Annotated in this window: 13 protein-coding genes and 3 pseudogenes; 2 read left to right on the top strand and 14 right to left on the bottom strand. The window is 50.4% G+C overall.

From position 1 onward, the window contains the following. Nucleotides 1-50 precede the first annotated feature (50 nt). The 13 genes and pseudogenes from mreD to shc all read right to left on the bottom strand — a co-directional run bounded on the left by mreD (nucleotide 51) and on the right by shc (nucleotide 12,087). Nucleotides 51-575 carry a rod shape-determining protein MreD gene (gene mreD, locus IEW70_RS10100; RefSeq protein ID WP_188647799.1) on the bottom strand — a complete coding sequence of 175 codons (525 nt, stop codon included), beginning with the start codon at nucleotides 573-575 and terminating at the stop codon, nucleotides 51-53. A 1-nt stretch (nucleotide 576) separates the two neighbouring features. Beyond that, entirely contained in the window at nucleotides 577-1,446 is an 870-nt protein-coding gene (mreC, locus tag IEW70_RS10095) for a rod shape-determining protein MreC (RefSeq protein ID WP_188647798.1), read from the bottom strand. A 14-nt stretch (nucleotides 1,447-1,460) separates the two neighbouring features. Continuing rightward, complete coding sequence (locus tag IEW70_RS10090; protein ID WP_308423151.1) at nucleotides 1,461-2,549, bottom strand: rod shape-determining protein; 1,089 nt, start codon at nucleotides 2,547-2,549, stop codon at nucleotides 1,461-1,463. Between the two features lie 84 nt (nucleotides 2,550-2,633). Next, the gene (gene radC, locus IEW70_RS10085; RefSeq protein WP_188647797.1) at nucleotides 2,634-3,314 is read right to left on the bottom strand and encodes a RadC family protein; all 681 of its coding nucleotides are present in this window, start codon (nucleotides 3,312-3,314) and stop codon (nucleotides 2,634-2,636) included. Nucleotides 3,315-3,373: 59 nt separating this feature from the next. Beyond that, the gene (locus tag IEW70_RS10080) at nucleotides 3,374-3,991 is read right to left on the bottom strand and encodes a Maf family protein (protein ID WP_188647796.1); all 618 of its coding nucleotides are present in this window, start codon (nucleotides 3,989-3,991) and stop codon (nucleotides 3,374-3,376) included. A gap of 277 nt (nucleotides 3,992-4,268) precedes the next feature. Continuing rightward, nucleotides 4,269-5,384, bottom strand: coding sequence for an SPOR domain-containing protein (locus tag IEW70_RS10075; RefSeq protein WP_188647795.1), 1,116 nt, complete (start codon nucleotides 5,382-5,384; stop codon nucleotides 4,269-4,271). A gap of 276 nt (nucleotides 5,385-5,660) precedes the next feature. Then, nucleotides 5,661-6,839 (bottom strand): RNA-guided endonuclease InsQ/TnpB family protein, encoded by a 1,179-nt coding sequence (locus IEW70_RS10070; RefSeq protein WP_188647794.1) that lies wholly within the window; start codon nucleotides 6,837-6,839, stop codon nucleotides 5,661-5,663. Beyond that, a pseudogene (locus IEW70_RS10065) lies at nucleotides 6,836-7,076 on the bottom strand (transposase). Before IEW70_RS10065 ends, IEW70_RS10070 begins: the two are co-directional and overlap by 4 nt. A gap of 454 nt (nucleotides 7,077-7,530) precedes the next feature. Further along, on the bottom strand, nucleotides 7,531-8,133 hold the full coding sequence (locus IEW70_RS10060; RefSeq protein WP_188647793.1) for a DEAD/DEAH box helicase family protein: 603 nt from the start codon (nucleotides 8,131-8,133) through the stop codon (nucleotides 7,531-7,533). A gap of 57 nt (nucleotides 8,134-8,190) precedes the next feature. Continuing rightward, a pseudogene (locus IEW70_RS18705) lies at nucleotides 8,191-8,307 on the bottom strand (hypothetical protein); the annotation flags it as partial. Nucleotides 8,308-8,410: 103 nt separating this feature from the next. Then, a pseudogene (hsdR, locus tag IEW70_RS18700) lies at nucleotides 8,411-8,824 on the bottom strand (type I restriction-modification system endonuclease); the annotation flags it as partial. A 618-nt stretch (nucleotides 8,825-9,442) separates the two neighbouring features. Beyond that, nucleotides 9,443-9,931, bottom strand: a complete 489-nt coding sequence (locus IEW70_RS10050; RefSeq protein ID WP_188647791.1) for a prepilin peptidase — start codon at nucleotides 9,929-9,931, stop codon at nucleotides 9,443-9,445. A gap of 260 nt (nucleotides 9,932-10,191) precedes the next feature. Beyond that, nucleotides 10,192-12,087 carry a squalene--hopene cyclase gene (gene shc / locus IEW70_RS10045; RefSeq protein WP_188647790.1) on the bottom strand — a complete coding sequence of 632 codons (1,896 nt, stop codon included), beginning with the start codon at nucleotides 12,085-12,087 and terminating at the stop codon, nucleotides 10,192-10,194. A 137-nt stretch (nucleotides 12,088-12,224) separates the two neighbouring features. Between shc and IEW70_RS10040 the strand changes: the two genes are divergently transcribed. Together IEW70_RS10040 and IEW70_RS10035 are read left to right on the top strand one after the other, a co-directional pair. After that, the gene (locus IEW70_RS10040) at nucleotides 12,225-12,959 is read left to right on the top strand and encodes an ABC transporter ATP-binding protein (protein ID WP_308423150.1); all 735 of its coding nucleotides are present in this window, start codon (nucleotides 12,225-12,227) and stop codon (nucleotides 12,957-12,959) included. Beyond that, nucleotides 12,956-14,167 (top strand): ABC transporter permease, encoded by a 1,212-nt coding sequence (locus tag IEW70_RS10035; RefSeq protein WP_188647789.1) that lies wholly within the window; start codon nucleotides 12,956-12,958, stop codon nucleotides 14,165-14,167. Before IEW70_RS10040 ends, IEW70_RS10035 begins: the two co-directional genes overlap by 4 nt. Before the next feature lie 26 nt (nucleotides 14,168-14,193). On the opposite strand, the gene IEW70_RS10030 is transcribed toward IEW70_RS10035, so the two are convergent. After that, nucleotides 14,194-14,829 carry an SCO family protein gene (locus tag IEW70_RS10030; protein ID WP_188647788.1) on the bottom strand — a complete coding sequence of 212 codons (636 nt, stop codon included), beginning with the start codon at nucleotides 14,827-14,829 and terminating at the stop codon, nucleotides 14,194-14,196. Nucleotides 14,830-15,251 lie beyond the last annotated feature (422 nt).

The raw sequence follows: 15,251 nt of genomic DNA, 5'->3' as shown, positions 1-15,251 counted from the left end.
TCCCTGCGAAGACAAGTTCGTGGCGGGCGATCGCCTCCCGGTACACCGCTTTAGTGAAACCAACGGTTTCGACGGGTTTCTGTCCGGTCCACAAGCCAACGCATGAAGAGATATACCGGAAATGCAGCAGCTGCATTGAACAGAACGGATGGCGCCACATGGAAGAAAACCGCTTCATTCCACGCCATATGCGTAATCCCAAACAGACGGTACCATCCATAGGTTAACAACAAGTGGCCCGCTTGTCCCAAGCCGGTGACCAACAATGCCACCAACGGTCCCAGTTTGATATGACGGGGGATTGAACCGGCTACATAGCCTACAACAGCAGTGGAAAAAGCATGAACCCCGATCACTTGGCCGTAAACGATGTCATACAGCAAACCAAAAACAAATCCCCAGGCCAGACCTTCATACCGACCGTTGTATAAAGCAAGAAGAATAATGCCGCTCACAGCAAACTGCGGAATGAACACCAAAGGGCTCCCCCACGCTTGAGGGAGCACCCCTTGTGCAGCCGCCCCTTCCAGGAAAAACAGAAAGGAGAGAAACAGACCCAATATCCAACGCGGCATCTTATTCCCCTCCCTTTCCTTGGCTGTCGATCTCTTTCCGGTGCTCTTTCAGCTTTAGCTTGACCGGATCACGGACAACCATAACATATTGAAGCTGTTCAAAACGGGCCGCCGGTTTGACATACACCATCTGATCCACACCAAACTCTCCGGAGGTGATTTTGTCCACCGTACCGATTAGGAGATCACCGGTGTAAATATCCGACAGACCGGAAGTAACCACCAATTGGCCCTTCTTCAGCTTTGCATTGGAGGGGATTTTTTTCATTAACAACCGCTTGGTTTTCGTATCATACCCTTCGATCAGACCAAACACTTCTTTATCCTCGGTCTGAACATGAGCCGCGATTCCGGGACCGCTTCCCGTGTCGGTCAGCAATTGGACATCTGCCATATGACCGGTTACTGCTTTTACTCGTCCGATCAAACCCTCATAGGTAACGACGGGCATATCTTTTCGAATGCCGTCCTTGGACCCTTGATTGATCACAACCCGATTGTTCCACAGATCCGGGCTGCGGGCGACCACGCGTGCGGTGATCGTGTCCACTTTCTGATCTTTGGTGTAATCCAAGGTTTTCTTCAGTTGCTTATTTTCCTGCTTCAATTTGGCTACTTGGGCTTTCAGCTGTATTACATTTTGTTGATTGTGTGCTTGCAGCTGATTGCTACTTCCGTCAAACCAACCGGCCGCAGCTTGGACCGGACGGGAAAAAAAGCCCTGAACCCAAGCTGCCGCATTTTTTACTCCTGTCTCAGGAAGTGACAGCTGCTCCCGGTCCCCCCGGGTCATGCCCATGGTGACCAGCAATAAAATAACCGACAACAACAAGATGAACAACCGACGATTAGCAAACAAACGAGGCAACAAGAAAAATCACCTGCTTAGTGCCGACGTCCGGCACGGGAAGAGGAAATCCCCGAACCGGAAGTGAAGAGGTGGATATTTTCCAAGGCTTTGCCGGTACCCACAGCAACAGAATCCAATGCGTTTTCCGCTATCACTACCGGCATCTCCGTCTCTTCGCTCAACCGAGCGTCCATGTTGCGCAGCAACGCACCGCCGCCGGTCAAGACGATTCCCCGATCCATAATATCTGCAGCCAGTTCCGGAGGCGTTTGCTCCAGCGTCATTTTGACGGAATCGATGATGGAGTTGACCGTATCAGACAATGCCTCTGCAATTTCACGGGAAGTGATCTGTATCGTCTTGGGAAGACCGCTGATCAAATCCCGCCCCCGGATTTCCATCGATTTGCCGTCGTCATCATCCAGTTTGGCTGAACCGATCTCCAGCTTCAACGTTTCCGCAGTGCGTTCCCCGATCATCAGGTTGTACATCCGCTTGATATATTGCATAATGGCCTCATCCATTTCGTCGCCAGCCACGCGGAACGATTTGGCAGTTACGATACCGCCGAGAGAAATAACGGCAACCTCCGTAGTCCCCCCGCCGATATCCACCACCATGCTGCCGGTAGGCTCCCATACCGGGAGCCCGGCCCCGATCGCCGCGGCAAAAGGCTCCTCAATGGTGAACGCTTCTTTGGCCCCGGCTTGCCGGGTTGCTTCTTCCACGGCCCGCTTTTCCACTGCGGTGACGCCAGAGGGTACGCACACCATCACATTGGGTCGGCGCGGGATATACATCCGTTGTTGCTGGGCTTGTTTGATAAAATACTCGATCATCGTGGCAGTGGTGTTGTAATCGGCGATCACCCCGTCTTTCATTGGGCGGATCGCCACAATGTTACCGGGTGTACGCCCGATCATCCGTTTTGCTTCATTGCCCACCGCTTTGATCTCTTCCGTTCCGGTTTCCATCGCGACCACGGAAGGCTCCCGTACCACGATTCCTTGCCCTTTCACATATACCAGGGTATTGGCTGTTCCGAGATCGATGCCCATATCCCGGGTAAAGCCGCCGAACTTATTAAAAATTCCCTCGTTTTCGTTATTTCCCCAAAATCGCATGTGGTCCTCAGCCCTTCTGTTGATATGATGTAGAGGCAGCGACCATGACAGGCGGTACCCCCGCCCTCACGGACGCACGGGGATCTACCCTTTTTCCTTCAAACTGACAAAACAATCATCACCGACAATGATATGGTCGAGAAGCTCGACACCCACAATGCGCCCGGCTTCATACAGCCTTTGCGTTACACGGATGTCTTCCCGACTGGGGGTGGGATCGCCGCTGGGGTGATTGTGTACGCAGATAATCCCCGCGGAACTGCGCCGGATCGCTTCTCGAAAGATTTCGCGCGGGTGTACCACAGAGGAGTTCAAACCGCCGACATAAATGCACTGTTTATCTATAACCCGATTTTTGGTGTTCAGAAACAGACAAACAAAATGCTCCTGGGTCAAATACCGCATTTCTTCCATAACCCATTCTGCCGCATCCAAAGGAGAGCGAATCGCTTTTCGCTCTTCGGGAATCGCGCGGGCAATACGCCGTCCCAGCTCCATCCCCGCTAAGACCTGTACTGCTTTGGCAGGACCCACTCCGCGGATTTTCACCAAGTCTTCCAATCCGGCATGAGTCAGCCCTTTTAATCCGCCCGTTTGGGAAAGAAGGCGCGACGCAAGCCCCATTACCGATTCCGATGCAGTTCCCGTCCGAAGCAAGATCGCTATCAACTCAGCGTTGGACAAATGCTCAGCTCCTAGTTGGGTCAACCGCTCCCTTGGACGTTCTTCTTCCGGCACGTCCCGAATCATTAACTGATCCTTCATGTCATCCTCCCCGCCCCTCCCGCCGATAAGGGAAGCGGCGCAGATGAAGGTTCCTGAGGTTATTCCTTATCTTCGGGCGAGCCTTTTTGCTGAAAAACGGGATAATCAAATCGCTTTAACATATCTTGAAGGAGCGGAAGAGACATACCTACCACATTGGTATAACAGCCTTCCACCCGTTCCACCCATATGGAACCGATGCCTTGCAACCCGTAGGCACCCGCTTTGTCCATCGGTTCACCGGTCCGTATGTACCACTCGATTTCCCCACGGGTCATGTTGCGCATATGGACCCGGGTAACTCGGTGGTCGATCAGCCGTCGAGTAACATGCCCATCACTCACTTCGACCAATGCGATTCCCGAATACACTTGATGGGCTTGTCCCTGCATACGCTCCAGCGTACGGACAGCATCTGCCTCATCCACCGGCTTTCCGAGAATCTCCCCGTTCAAAGCCACGATGGTATCTGAACCAATGACCAATGCGCTGGTACGCGTATGAGCGACAGCCAGCGCTTTTTTTGCAGCCAGTATTTCCACCAGCTCGCCGGGAGTAGGGTTTCCCGGAACTTCTTCCGATACATCGCTGGGATGCACCGAAAAAGGAACTCCGAAAAAACCCAATAACTCCCGCCGCCGCGGGGAACCGGAGGCAAGTACAAGTTCCGGTTGCATGGGTCAGACCTCCTTGTCTCTGCTACAATCTCTGGTGTAAATAGTTTCCTTATTTTATACGAAGTGTACAATACCATTCAAATCCTGGTACAAATGGTGGAAAGGAGGTCCGCATTCCATGATAGAGTCCTTCTCCAATCCAATTTTCCAAGCCAAACGGTTTCCAAAAACAATCCCCGTTTGAATCAGTGGGACCCAACCGGGGGAAACATATCAAACACTTGATATAACTTAAGTTTAGCAAAATCAAACCCTGTGAACAAGAAACAATCCATCGCTATTGCAAGGTGTCCACAAATTTTTCGTAGGCTAATGTATAACGCACTAAACCTTCCTGAATTTGCCATAACAAAGCGGCGTCTGTACGGCTCTGGCCGCTTTTTCCTGTTTGGAACGCTTGGTCCAACGCCTGCACCATCTGACGAAAAGCAGGTTTGGCGGCGTCGGGCACACGTGCTTCCGCTTGTTCGCGTTCCTTCATCATTTGATTATAGGAGCCTTCTACTTGATCCCACTCCGTTAAAGCGGCCGGTTTGGTGGAGGCACCCAAAGCTTTGGCTGTTTGCTGCGCCATACTTTGAAACAATTCATGTCCCTTTTTCAAAAAAGGAGTGACCGCTCTCATATTCTTTTTTACTTCGTTTCCTTTAACCGGTATCCCCTGTTCTCCAACCGCTACTTCCTTCAGGTAAATTCTGTCTTCCTGTTCTCCGATGACATTGGATAATTGCAAGGCATCATCCCGGTTGATGCCCGTACCCAGATAGATTCGATAGGGGGAGTCATCCGTCAGGATCGCGGCCAACCCTTTCGCCCGCAGTTGACGGAGCGCTTGCTGTGCTCCAGCCTCTTCCTTATAGATCCCCCCTTGAATCAGCACTGCTTTTAATGCAGGAAGGCGCACGGTATCAGCGGCATTTCCCTGCGGTTGATTCTCTCCGGATTTCTCCATTTGGCCAGGGAACGTTTTTAAATGGGAGTCAATCGACCGGGAAGAAGCGGGCTCTCCGGAGAAAAAGAGGGATAAGACGACAATTCCCATCAGTGTCCCCAAGAGCACAGCGGCACCCACGGAAATCAGCAGATTCCGCAAGGGTTGGCGATCCTTTTTGCCCCAGGGGTGGTTGGAATGCGGACTGCCCCACTCGATTCCTTCGCCCCACTTCTCCTGATCCTTCCAGGGAATGGAAAGAGAAGCAAAAGAGATACGGCCTTTTTCGGCGGACAGATCCTTTTTTTGCTCGGGAGATTTCGTTTGGTTGACCGGTACACGGGAAGAATCCTGCTGAATGGGCCGATGCTTAGCCGATGAGACAGGTGTACGGGTACCGGCAGTGATTTCCTTTTGGACGGCTTTTCCTTTGGACTGAACGGTAATACGAGGCTGTTCCATCGATCCATCGTCTCCTTGGTTCAGGCGTTTCTTTTACTATCACTGTATGTCCTGCTAGATTGAGATAGAACCAAAGAGAGTCGAATTCTTTCATCTAATGAACCTCTCCCACCTGTAGAGATGGGAGTTTCTTACCAAAAGAATAAAGACTCTTCAGCGTCAATAAGGGTTTACCTTCATGACTCGATCTACTAGATCGGAAGTCATCTTCATCCCTAAGTAAGCAACATGTACCTATGGTACAAGGGGCGGAACAACCCATCTACTACTTTTCGCCTAAGCGATCCGTAGATACGTTTGTTTTGTGGGAACATCCATATAAGTAATTTTTCCAAAGAGCGACTTAGATAGAATATTTCTAGCTCCATGGATGTCTCGATGTTCTTGATATCCACAGCTACAGTAGTAATTTCTAGAAGAGACTTTCCTTCTCTTCTGGCAGACAGGACATGTCTGACTTGTGTATGCTTCATCTACTTCATGAAGCTCGATTCCTTTTTGAGTTAACTTATATTTCAGATACCTTTTGGCCCTTCCGAATGACCAGTTGGATAGACGCCCAGCTTGCTTGCGGTTCGCCTTCTTTTTCTTTCTGGTATTTCGTTGTACCCCTTCGGGGTTACCCATATAAACATCAGAGATAGACTGTTTGACACACCAATCCACAAACTGTTTAGTCGTCTTGTGCAAGGCATCTCGGAGTTGCTTCTCTGATTTAGAAAGGATATATCGCTTCGCCCTCTGATACTTCTCCCACTGGCGGGAACCTTTCTTACATTTAGATTGTAAGCGCCCTATTTCAGCCAATTTTTTATTGCGAAGGCGATGGATCGAACGCATTTTGCGACCTGTTACGATCAGAGCTTCCCCATTTTCACAGAAGGAAGAAAGGGTATGAATTTCACCTAAGTCTACTCCAGCTACTTGTTGGGATGTATAGGTCTGATTTTCTACCCCATCTTCAAATGAAACAGTCAGGTACAACCTTTGATCATAACAAAGCTCGATTTCTTTGATTTGTCCCTCCGGCAGATCAGATGTGTGAAGGACAATCGGCTTCTGGCGTTTCCCCTCATGAATTCCCATGGATAATTCAATTTTTCCATTAGGAAAAATTCTGAATCCATCTTTTGCCCATTTGGTGTTATAGTGCTTCTTATTCTTGTATGGATAGAAAACCGTTTTGATCCCTTTTTGAATCGCTTGATAGGCAGAATCTCTGGCAAACAGATATTTGTGACAAACAGCTTGAATCGATTGGCTATGTAAGTTGAATCGCCCCTTGGTTGCTTTTTGCAACTCCGATTTAGAAATCCATTTCTTGTGATCCATATAATACTGTTTGGATAATTGTAAACACTCGTTCCAAACAAGAGCTGATTCACGATTGCAAGTGAATAAACGATCTAAATCTTTTTTGGATGCCTGAAAAGAGACTCTTTTAGCACGAATCATGCCTTTTCACCCCACTTTCTACTCTGTGATTCCATATATCTCTTCACAACTTCGATCGGTGCTTGTCAACAAACAGAAACTCCTTGACCAAAAATACTCTTTCCATAACTTTTTTATATATGTGGAAACTCCTTCTTGAGCAAACAATTACTCAAATATCCCTTTTGCCCGACTCGAAATAGAATCTTCCAGAACTTTACGCCTGTACTTGATTACAAGGATAAGATGGTAATACATCAAGAATACTGAATGATTATTACTATCCAATTCCGAAATACTTATCAGTCACTTTTAGAAGTGGAGGACTTCTTGCGCAAATTGGTTAAAAGCTATATCAAACACATAAAATACCAAGAATATAATAGGAGTATTGTACGAGAATGGGCTGTTATTGAACCGTTTCTACCCAAACCCAAATTCGGTCCGAATGAACTTAAGAGTGGATTTGGCGTAATTCAATACTTCTTCTCTAATCTTTTTAATAGAGTCCGTATCTTTTAACCCTTCATCATGCAACTCCCCTCAACCATTCAACCTGACCCCAGTGTTACATGAGTATTTCAGTTACATCCAATCCAACTTGTATATAATCCTTCTTCAAATAGGAACCCCAGTAGCTAAACATCAGCCATCTCTCGATTTCTTCCATTATCCTTTCCCCCACCCCAATCCACCGGAAGCAAATCGGATTTCATAAAATATATAATGCCTTCTCGTCTCCATGCATGGGCAACACTCGACGGTATTGGCTGATGTAGTCCTGTTGATCGCGGAAATGGATCTCCGTCTCGCTCATCTCCTTGTCCAGCTTATAACCGCGGTGGGCTTCATCGACGATAATACAGTCATAAAGCCCGACGGAAGGAACCCGCTTATGATCCGGATCTTTAAACAGACGGTGAATCATCCCTTGCACCGTCTGGATATGTACCTTGGTTTCCGGGTTGGGTTCTTTTTCTTTTAACCCTTGCAACTCAAAGATTTGTGTAAAGGAACGGAAATTCTCCAACGGCGATTCGGCAAAGGCATTCTCTGCCTGCTCTCCCAGAGCTTTGCGGTCGACGAGAAAGAGGATGCGACGGAAGGTTTTCGTCTTGATCAGGCGATACACCAATCCAATGGCCGTCCGGGTTTTTCCGGTCCCGGTGGCCATCGCCAAAAGAAGCTCGCGTCTCCCTTCCCGGATGCCCTTTTCCACGGCTTGGATCGCTTCATATTGATAAGGGCGCAGATCCAAGTAACTCAAGGGTTCATCTGCCAACCGGGATTGCGCTTGTTCTTCGTCCTGCTCCAACTTCTCCAGCAGGTCTTCCGGAGAAAACCAAGCGGGCAAGGCACGCGCCCGATTGCTCCGACGGCGCAGGTCCTGGTACCAAATACCGGACTTCTCTTCGGTCTGTTTGAAATAATCCCGGCCATTGGTGGCAAACACGAAGGGTACCCGGTAATCCCCCCAAGGGCCGGTGATCTCCTCCGAGGATTTGGGCTCGATAGAACGGGCATACTTCTTCGTGCTCCAGGTCGGAGGGGATGTCTTTGCTCATCTTTTTCGCTTCTACCAGACCGACCAGCTTCAAACCGGCAAAAAGGGCGTAATCTGCCGATCCATGGGCAGTGGGCCACTCGGCGATGGCAAGGTTCTTCCCTTTTTCGGGCCGTGCACCAGAGGCAAAACGAAGATGGCGACTGTCCGCCTCCCATCCGGCTTGTTTCAATTGGCTGTCGATGATGCGACGCGTCTCCTCCTCAGTCAGGTCCAACGAATTTGCCGCCGACCGAGCCTGCCTGCGCCGTTCCAGGATATAATGTTGCGTTCGATACTCTTCCCGGATGCGTTCCAATTCATCTTCCCATTTTCTCTCCAGTTTCTCCTGTTCTCGCTGAAACTTTTTCTCCAACTCCCGACGAATTTCGTCCGGTTGGGGCACCGGCTCAGGCTCCTGATATCCGACAGGTTCAAACTCCCAATCCCCATACGTTTGCATAAACCAAACGCCCAATTTATAAGCGATCTTCAATTGGGCAGCGGCTTCTTCAAAGGTTCCGACGAAATCATGGACCGCCTTGTTCCCCTTTTTGCGGAGAGAATGAAACATGCCTATAACCTCTTGGGGTAACTCTCCTCTATAACGGAGACTCTTCAGCCTCTCATATTGATCACTAGGCTCGGGCTTTTCCAGCTTTTCTTCCGCGTAAATAATTCGGGCCATACTTTCCCCAAACATTCTCAATTTCACGAGCGTACCGTTGGGATCTGGGTGCAAATTCTCTTCCGCCCTTTTTCCCAAGTGGGCAAGAAGAGGCCATCGTTTTTGAAGAAAAGAAAAATTGCTCTCCATCATAACCGCTCTCCGCTCCCCATTGCAATTCTAAATAGTCTAATGCTTATTATACCATGAAATTTGGAAAATTTTTATGGTTGACAACCCTGCAAACATCTACAGAAGGCGGCAGACAATCTACCTTAGGATGAGGATGAAAAAAGACGAACAAGGAGAGTCCCTGTTCGTCCATACCAATATAATTACACTTCTCCCTTAGACAAAGTCACACCCTTTTCTCGACAAAACGCATCCACATGATCCATTTCAGTGGAGAGCAGTTCACAAAAATGAGAGATACCAGCGAAGCAATTCCTCCCCCCATACAAAAGAGACTAGGAATCCTGCTGCAAGGTGCGGCCCAAAGGGGATCGCCGTCTTCAGTCGGATCCCGCGGCTCAGCAACAGCCATGAGGACCATACCCCTCCGATACAAATGGCCAGCGCAATCCCCGTCAGCACGGGACCGATGCCCAGTACCAGCCCGGCCGCTCCCGCCAACTTCACATCTCCGCCGCCCATTCCACCGGTTAACCACGCGACCAACCCCAAAAGAACAGCAGCACTGGCCGCACCATACAGATAGATAGGGAATTCATCCCATGAAATGATGGCTCTGCCGAGAAAAAAAAACAAGGCCCCCATAACAACCCATCGATTGGGAATCAACCCGGTACCCAAGTCCGTCCAAACAGCCACCGCCAGAAACAGCGTCAAGGACCAACCCAGCAGCAGTTCCCCTATGCTGCCCGTCTCCCATCCAGTCAGCACCCAGGATATTCCTAAGCCAACGCACCATCCCCATCGTGGCAGAGGAACCCCTCGAAATCTATCGATCCTTTCATTCAAGGGAATTCCTTTTAATGCCCAACGTCCCAAGGCAGGTACCCACCAGCCAGCCCCGCAACCAAGAAAAAAAGAGAGACCAAGCCCTGCAGCAGTCATTGCAGCGACCTCCAATTCCATCAATATCTACCATTGATTATCATTATATATGAAAGAATACGGAATGGGAGAGTTTGCTACGTTCTTCAACCATATTTATCCCGGTAATGAGCCAGCGCCAGCAGCGGCCATATGTACCGATAACTGTGATAATGGATATAAAACCCCCCTGAAAGACCCGCCCCGGTCGGGTAGGTCATCCAGCCGCCTTCCTTTTGCCCCATGTCCAGCAAACAACCAATCCCCGCTTCGATAGCAGGTGTTGGCCGGTCATAAACCGCGATCAAGGCATCCAGTGCCCAGGCGGTCTGAGACGGCGTACTTCCGCCCAAGGGCACATAGCGCCGGACCACATCGCTGCGACAGGATTCTCCCCACCCGCCATCCTTGTTTTGGATCGATTCCAGCCAGCGAACCCCTTTGCTGACAGCGGGATCTTGCAGACCGTAACCGACGGAAGCCATCCCCGTCAGTGCCGCCCAGGTTCCATAAATATAGGCAACCCCCCACCGTCCGAACCAGGAGCCGTCCTTTTCCTGATGTGCGCGTAAAAAACGGACAGCCCTCTGCACAGCCGGGTGAACCGCTCGCCATCCCAAGTGGTTTCCCAAAAACTCCAGCGTTCGTCCCGTCAGATCATTGATGGAGGGATCCGTCCACACCGTATGGGCATCTTCAAAGGGGAGCAATCTGCGGGGCCAAGACTTATCCGTATTTTTTTCAAAAGCGGACCAGCCCCCATCCCGGTTTTGCATCGACAACAACCAGTTCACACCCCGGTTCCAGTTGCCGGCATAGGCGGCGGGGTTGAGAAGTACCGTGGGTGCCACCGCCCGGAGCGCCGCAGAAGTGTCATCCAAGTCGGGATTGATCGTGTTGATATCGAAGAATCCCCACCCGCCGGGAAATACGCCGGGATTGCGCAGTGCCCAGTCTCCATACCGGATGTGCTGGCGGCTGAACAGATACCCGGCGGCGCGCCTGATGGCAGGATGTCCCGGCGGCACCCCTCCCCGCTGCAAGGCAAAGGTGATTAACGCCGTATCCCACACCGTTGAGGAAGTTTCTTGCACATGCACTTCTTCACCAACAGAAAACGCCAGTTGTTCCAGACCGTTCATCGCCCGTTGCAATACCGGATGGTTCTTGGGATATCCCATCGCCATCAAGCCGAAAATCATCAAAAAAGTGGAACTAAAGTAACTGTACAGGGTTCCGTCGGGTTCAATCCGCTCCAGGATGAAGCGCTCCCCCTTGGACATCGCCACCTGGTGCAGCCACCCCCTTCGCTCTTTCCTGGCCCGAAGCAAAACTTCCACCTCTTCGTGCAAGCGGACGGTTTGGGAGGAGATGTCGGCAGGAGTCGGTTTGTTTAACGACCAGGTATCCAAATCCGGTTTCGGACCTGACAGCCGGCAGGAAAAACGTCGGTTGGAAGCGAGTAGAATCGGTGCCACATGAACACGGGTAAATCCGACAAAGTCAAAGAAGTTGATGGGAAACCACCGAGGCAGAAGCAACAGTTCAGCGGGAACACGGGGATGGCGGGACCAGTCATAGAGCCCGATGAGTGTCAGCATCACTTTGGTCAGAGAACCGGATTTTTCCAATCCGCCTTGAGACAACACAAACTCCCGTGCTTGGCGAACCCTGGGATCGTCAGGCTGAAAAACCCCTGCATACATCAGCCCGACAGCAGCTTCCACTGTAGCGGAAATATTGCCTTCCGGTTCGTCGGGATACAGCTTCCACACGCCGTCCTTTTCCCCGATTCTCTGCAACCGTCGAGCCAGCTGGGCCACTCGCTCCTCCCGCTTCCATCCAAACAATCGATACAACAATATCATATAGGCATCCGTCATCGGCCCGCTTTCAAAACAAAAGGACCAACGGCCGTCTGAACCTTGCCGACGAATTAATTCCCGGCACAGGCGGTCGATCTCTCGGCGGATCCCGTCGATGTGCGCCGCCTTCCCTTCCATCTCCCCGCCCTCCTTTGTTACTTTACTCTATGGGCGCGGCCTCTATGGTATGCGGGAAAAGTCTGACGCTGGACACTCCGATTTCGCTGGGATAAGATGACAAGTGTCGAACCTATATGGAAATGGGGTGGCCTGGCTTGCTGGAAGTCCATCAACTGACAGGAGGGTACTTTCCGCAACAACCGGTAATTCACGATCTCTCGTTTCACGTTCAACCAAAGGAGATTGTCTGCCTCATCGGATTGAACGGAGCAGGAAAAAGCACGACGATCAAACATATTCTCGGCTTTCTCCGCCCCACCAAAGGAACGATCCTTTTTGACGGTCAAACCCAACTGGATCATCCGGAATCCTTCCGTAAAAAAATCGCATACATACCGGAAACTCCTTATCTGTATCCGGAACTGACGTTGAAAGAACATCTGCAATTAACCGCAATGGCCTATGGAATCAAAAAGAAACACGCCGAGGGCCGGATGGAAGAACTGATGGAAACCTTCCAAATGACACGCCAGGCGGATTGGTATCCCAGCACCTTCTCCAAAGGGATGCGGCAAAAGGTGATGATCATGTGCGCGTTCTTGATACAGCCTCGCCTGCTGATTGTGGACGAGCCTTTTGTCGGTCTGGATCCTTTGGCTATCCATTCCCTTTTGGAACACATGGTCCAGTTGAAAGAGCAAGGCTGCTCCATCCTGTTATCCACTCATGTGCTGGCCACAGCAGAAAAGTATGGGGATCGTTTTGTGATATTGAAAGAAGGACGGATTGCTCTGCAAGGGGATATGGCGAGCATGCGGCAGCAAACCGGATTGGATCAAGCTTCTTTGGATCAGCTGTTTGTACATGTCATGAAGGAAGGGAGACCATGAACCTGCGCTTGGAATCATTGTTTGTAACCAGGCTTTTGCTAGCCTGGAAAAAAGGTGCCCGCTATTTCGCCGAGATTGCCAAGGGGATGCATTTTTTCCCGATCGCGCTGATCGTTTTGATCGGGTACCTGTATTCTCTCTTGTTGCAATCTCCTTCCCCAATGCCCGTATATATATTGTTGACGGTCCTATTGACGTGGGGTGTTTCCGCTACGCACATCCGGACGTTTTTAGAGGAACCGGACCCGGTCTTTCTCTATCCGGCACAACAACATGTCCAGCGCTATCTCACCCAGATCCTGATTTACAATACAGCCGTTCAGCTGTTGAAAATGATGGTTTTGCTGACCTTCTGCGCCAAATTGTACATCGCCCGCCTGGGAGATCCAAACAGCTTTCTCATCCTCACCCTCTGTCTGTTGGGACTGAAGGGATGGAATCTATCCGTTCATTGGTTTCAACTGCGTACACCGGAACCGGAATGGGCGGGTTTCTGGCTCCGGTGGGGTACCAACCTGCTGATAATCGGCTGGCTGCTCATTCAAGGTCCCCAACCCCTCGTGCTGGGATTGAGTGCAATCTGGCTGTTTCTGATCTTGGGATCCTATCGTAAGCGGATGAACCCTCCCCATATGATTCCATGGGAGCGACTGTTGTCCTTAGAACAACAGCAGGTCGCCGCCTACTACCGGTTCGCTTCCCACTTTGTGGATGTGCCTTATCGAACCGAAGAGGTTCGCCCCCGCAAGATGTGGAACTGGGTAAGTTGCATCCTGCCGTATCAATCGGATTACACATACCGTTTTCTTTATCTGCGCACCTTCTTTCGGCGCAAAGAGCCCTATGGGGCAATCACCCGGTTGACGGGATTGGCTGCGATCATCCTGGCTATTTTGCAACCCGACATCCTTCCCGCTTGTATCTTAGTGGGAACTGTACAGCTGCTGGTCTCCATCCAGTTGCCCTGGATCATGCGGATCCACCGCTATCAACCCTGGCTTCGCTTATATCCGCTTCCCCGCAGTCAACGCAGGATGGAGTTCATTCGCCTTGCCTTTCCCTTATTGGGGATGCAAGGTACGTTGGCAGCCTTGCCTTTATGGTGGGGGCCACTTGTGTGGACGGCGGTTGTTGCCACCGCCTTTGCCTGGGCGGCTGCCTGGCTGTTGAGCCGTCTCCATTTGCCCCGATTGCTGAAAGGCATATAAAAAACGCCTCCCACGGGAGGCATCTTCTATTTCAGCTCTTTTATCTTTTGAATAATAGCATGGGTATCCGGTTTAATCCCGTCATACCGTTCCGCCACTTTGCCGTCAGGTCCAACCAGGAAAAAGGAAGTGGGGTGGTTAATCATCAACGGTTCGTCCTTGGATTTGGGCTCTCGGCGGTCAACGATGCTTTTAAAACCGGTTCGTACGAAATGTTGAATCTCTTTGTCCTCATATCCGGTTAAAAAGCGCCAGTTGGAAAGGTCTGCGTTGTGACGCTTGGCATAATCCTTCAGCACTTCGGGTGTATCGTGGCGGGGATCCACACTGAAGGAGACAATCTGTACATCCACCCCTTCCGCTTTCATTTTCTTCTGCAACCGCACCATGTTGGAAGTCATAGGCGGGCAGACATCCGGACATTGGGTGAAGACCACGTCGGCGATCCATACTTTCCCTTTTAAATCCGATAGGCCGAAAGGCTTTCCGTTTTGATCCTTATATGTAAAGTCGGGCACCTTCCAGTTCAAAGGCGGTTGCTTTTCTTGCACAGGCTGGGTCGTGGTCGGGGTCTGGACAGGAGTACAAGCCGTTGCCAACAGCGCTGACGCCACCGCTGCCATCCACCAGCCTCTCTTCTTCCAACGGTTTTTACGCTCCATGTTTGATCTCCTTTCTCGGTTAAGATTCTTTTATGTAAAGGCTTTCTCTTTCCTATATTCCAGCATACCACAAAAGGCAGCACCGCATTTCCGGTAAAGCGGTGATTCTATGCGTTTTCTAACCGAACTTCCTTGATATCTCCTGTTTTTTGCTTTACCGAACCCGGAAAACACAAGGGGCTTTTGCTTGTTGCGTTGATAATGTAACAATCGTTGCCGTACCCCTGACGAGTTCCCCGTTCGTCGGGTCTCGGAATCTATCACCTTACGATCCCCTAACGCATAATATTATTAGCAATTAAAAACAATGGAGGTGAAATATCCATGGCTAGAAACATAGTGAAAGACGGCGGCTTTGAAAGTCAGATAATTGGTGATCCTATTGGTGTACCATGGAACTATACGGGTACGACTGAGGCAGT

Source organism: Marinithermofilum abyssi (genome assembly GCF_014641195.1).
GTDB classification, from domain to species: domain Bacteria; phylum Bacillota; class Bacilli; order Thermoactinomycetales; family DSM-45169; genus Marinithermofilum; species Marinithermofilum abyssi.
The sequence above is the reverse complement of the archived record's forward strand: the minus strand, read 5'-3'. Positions and strand labels throughout refer to the sequence as shown.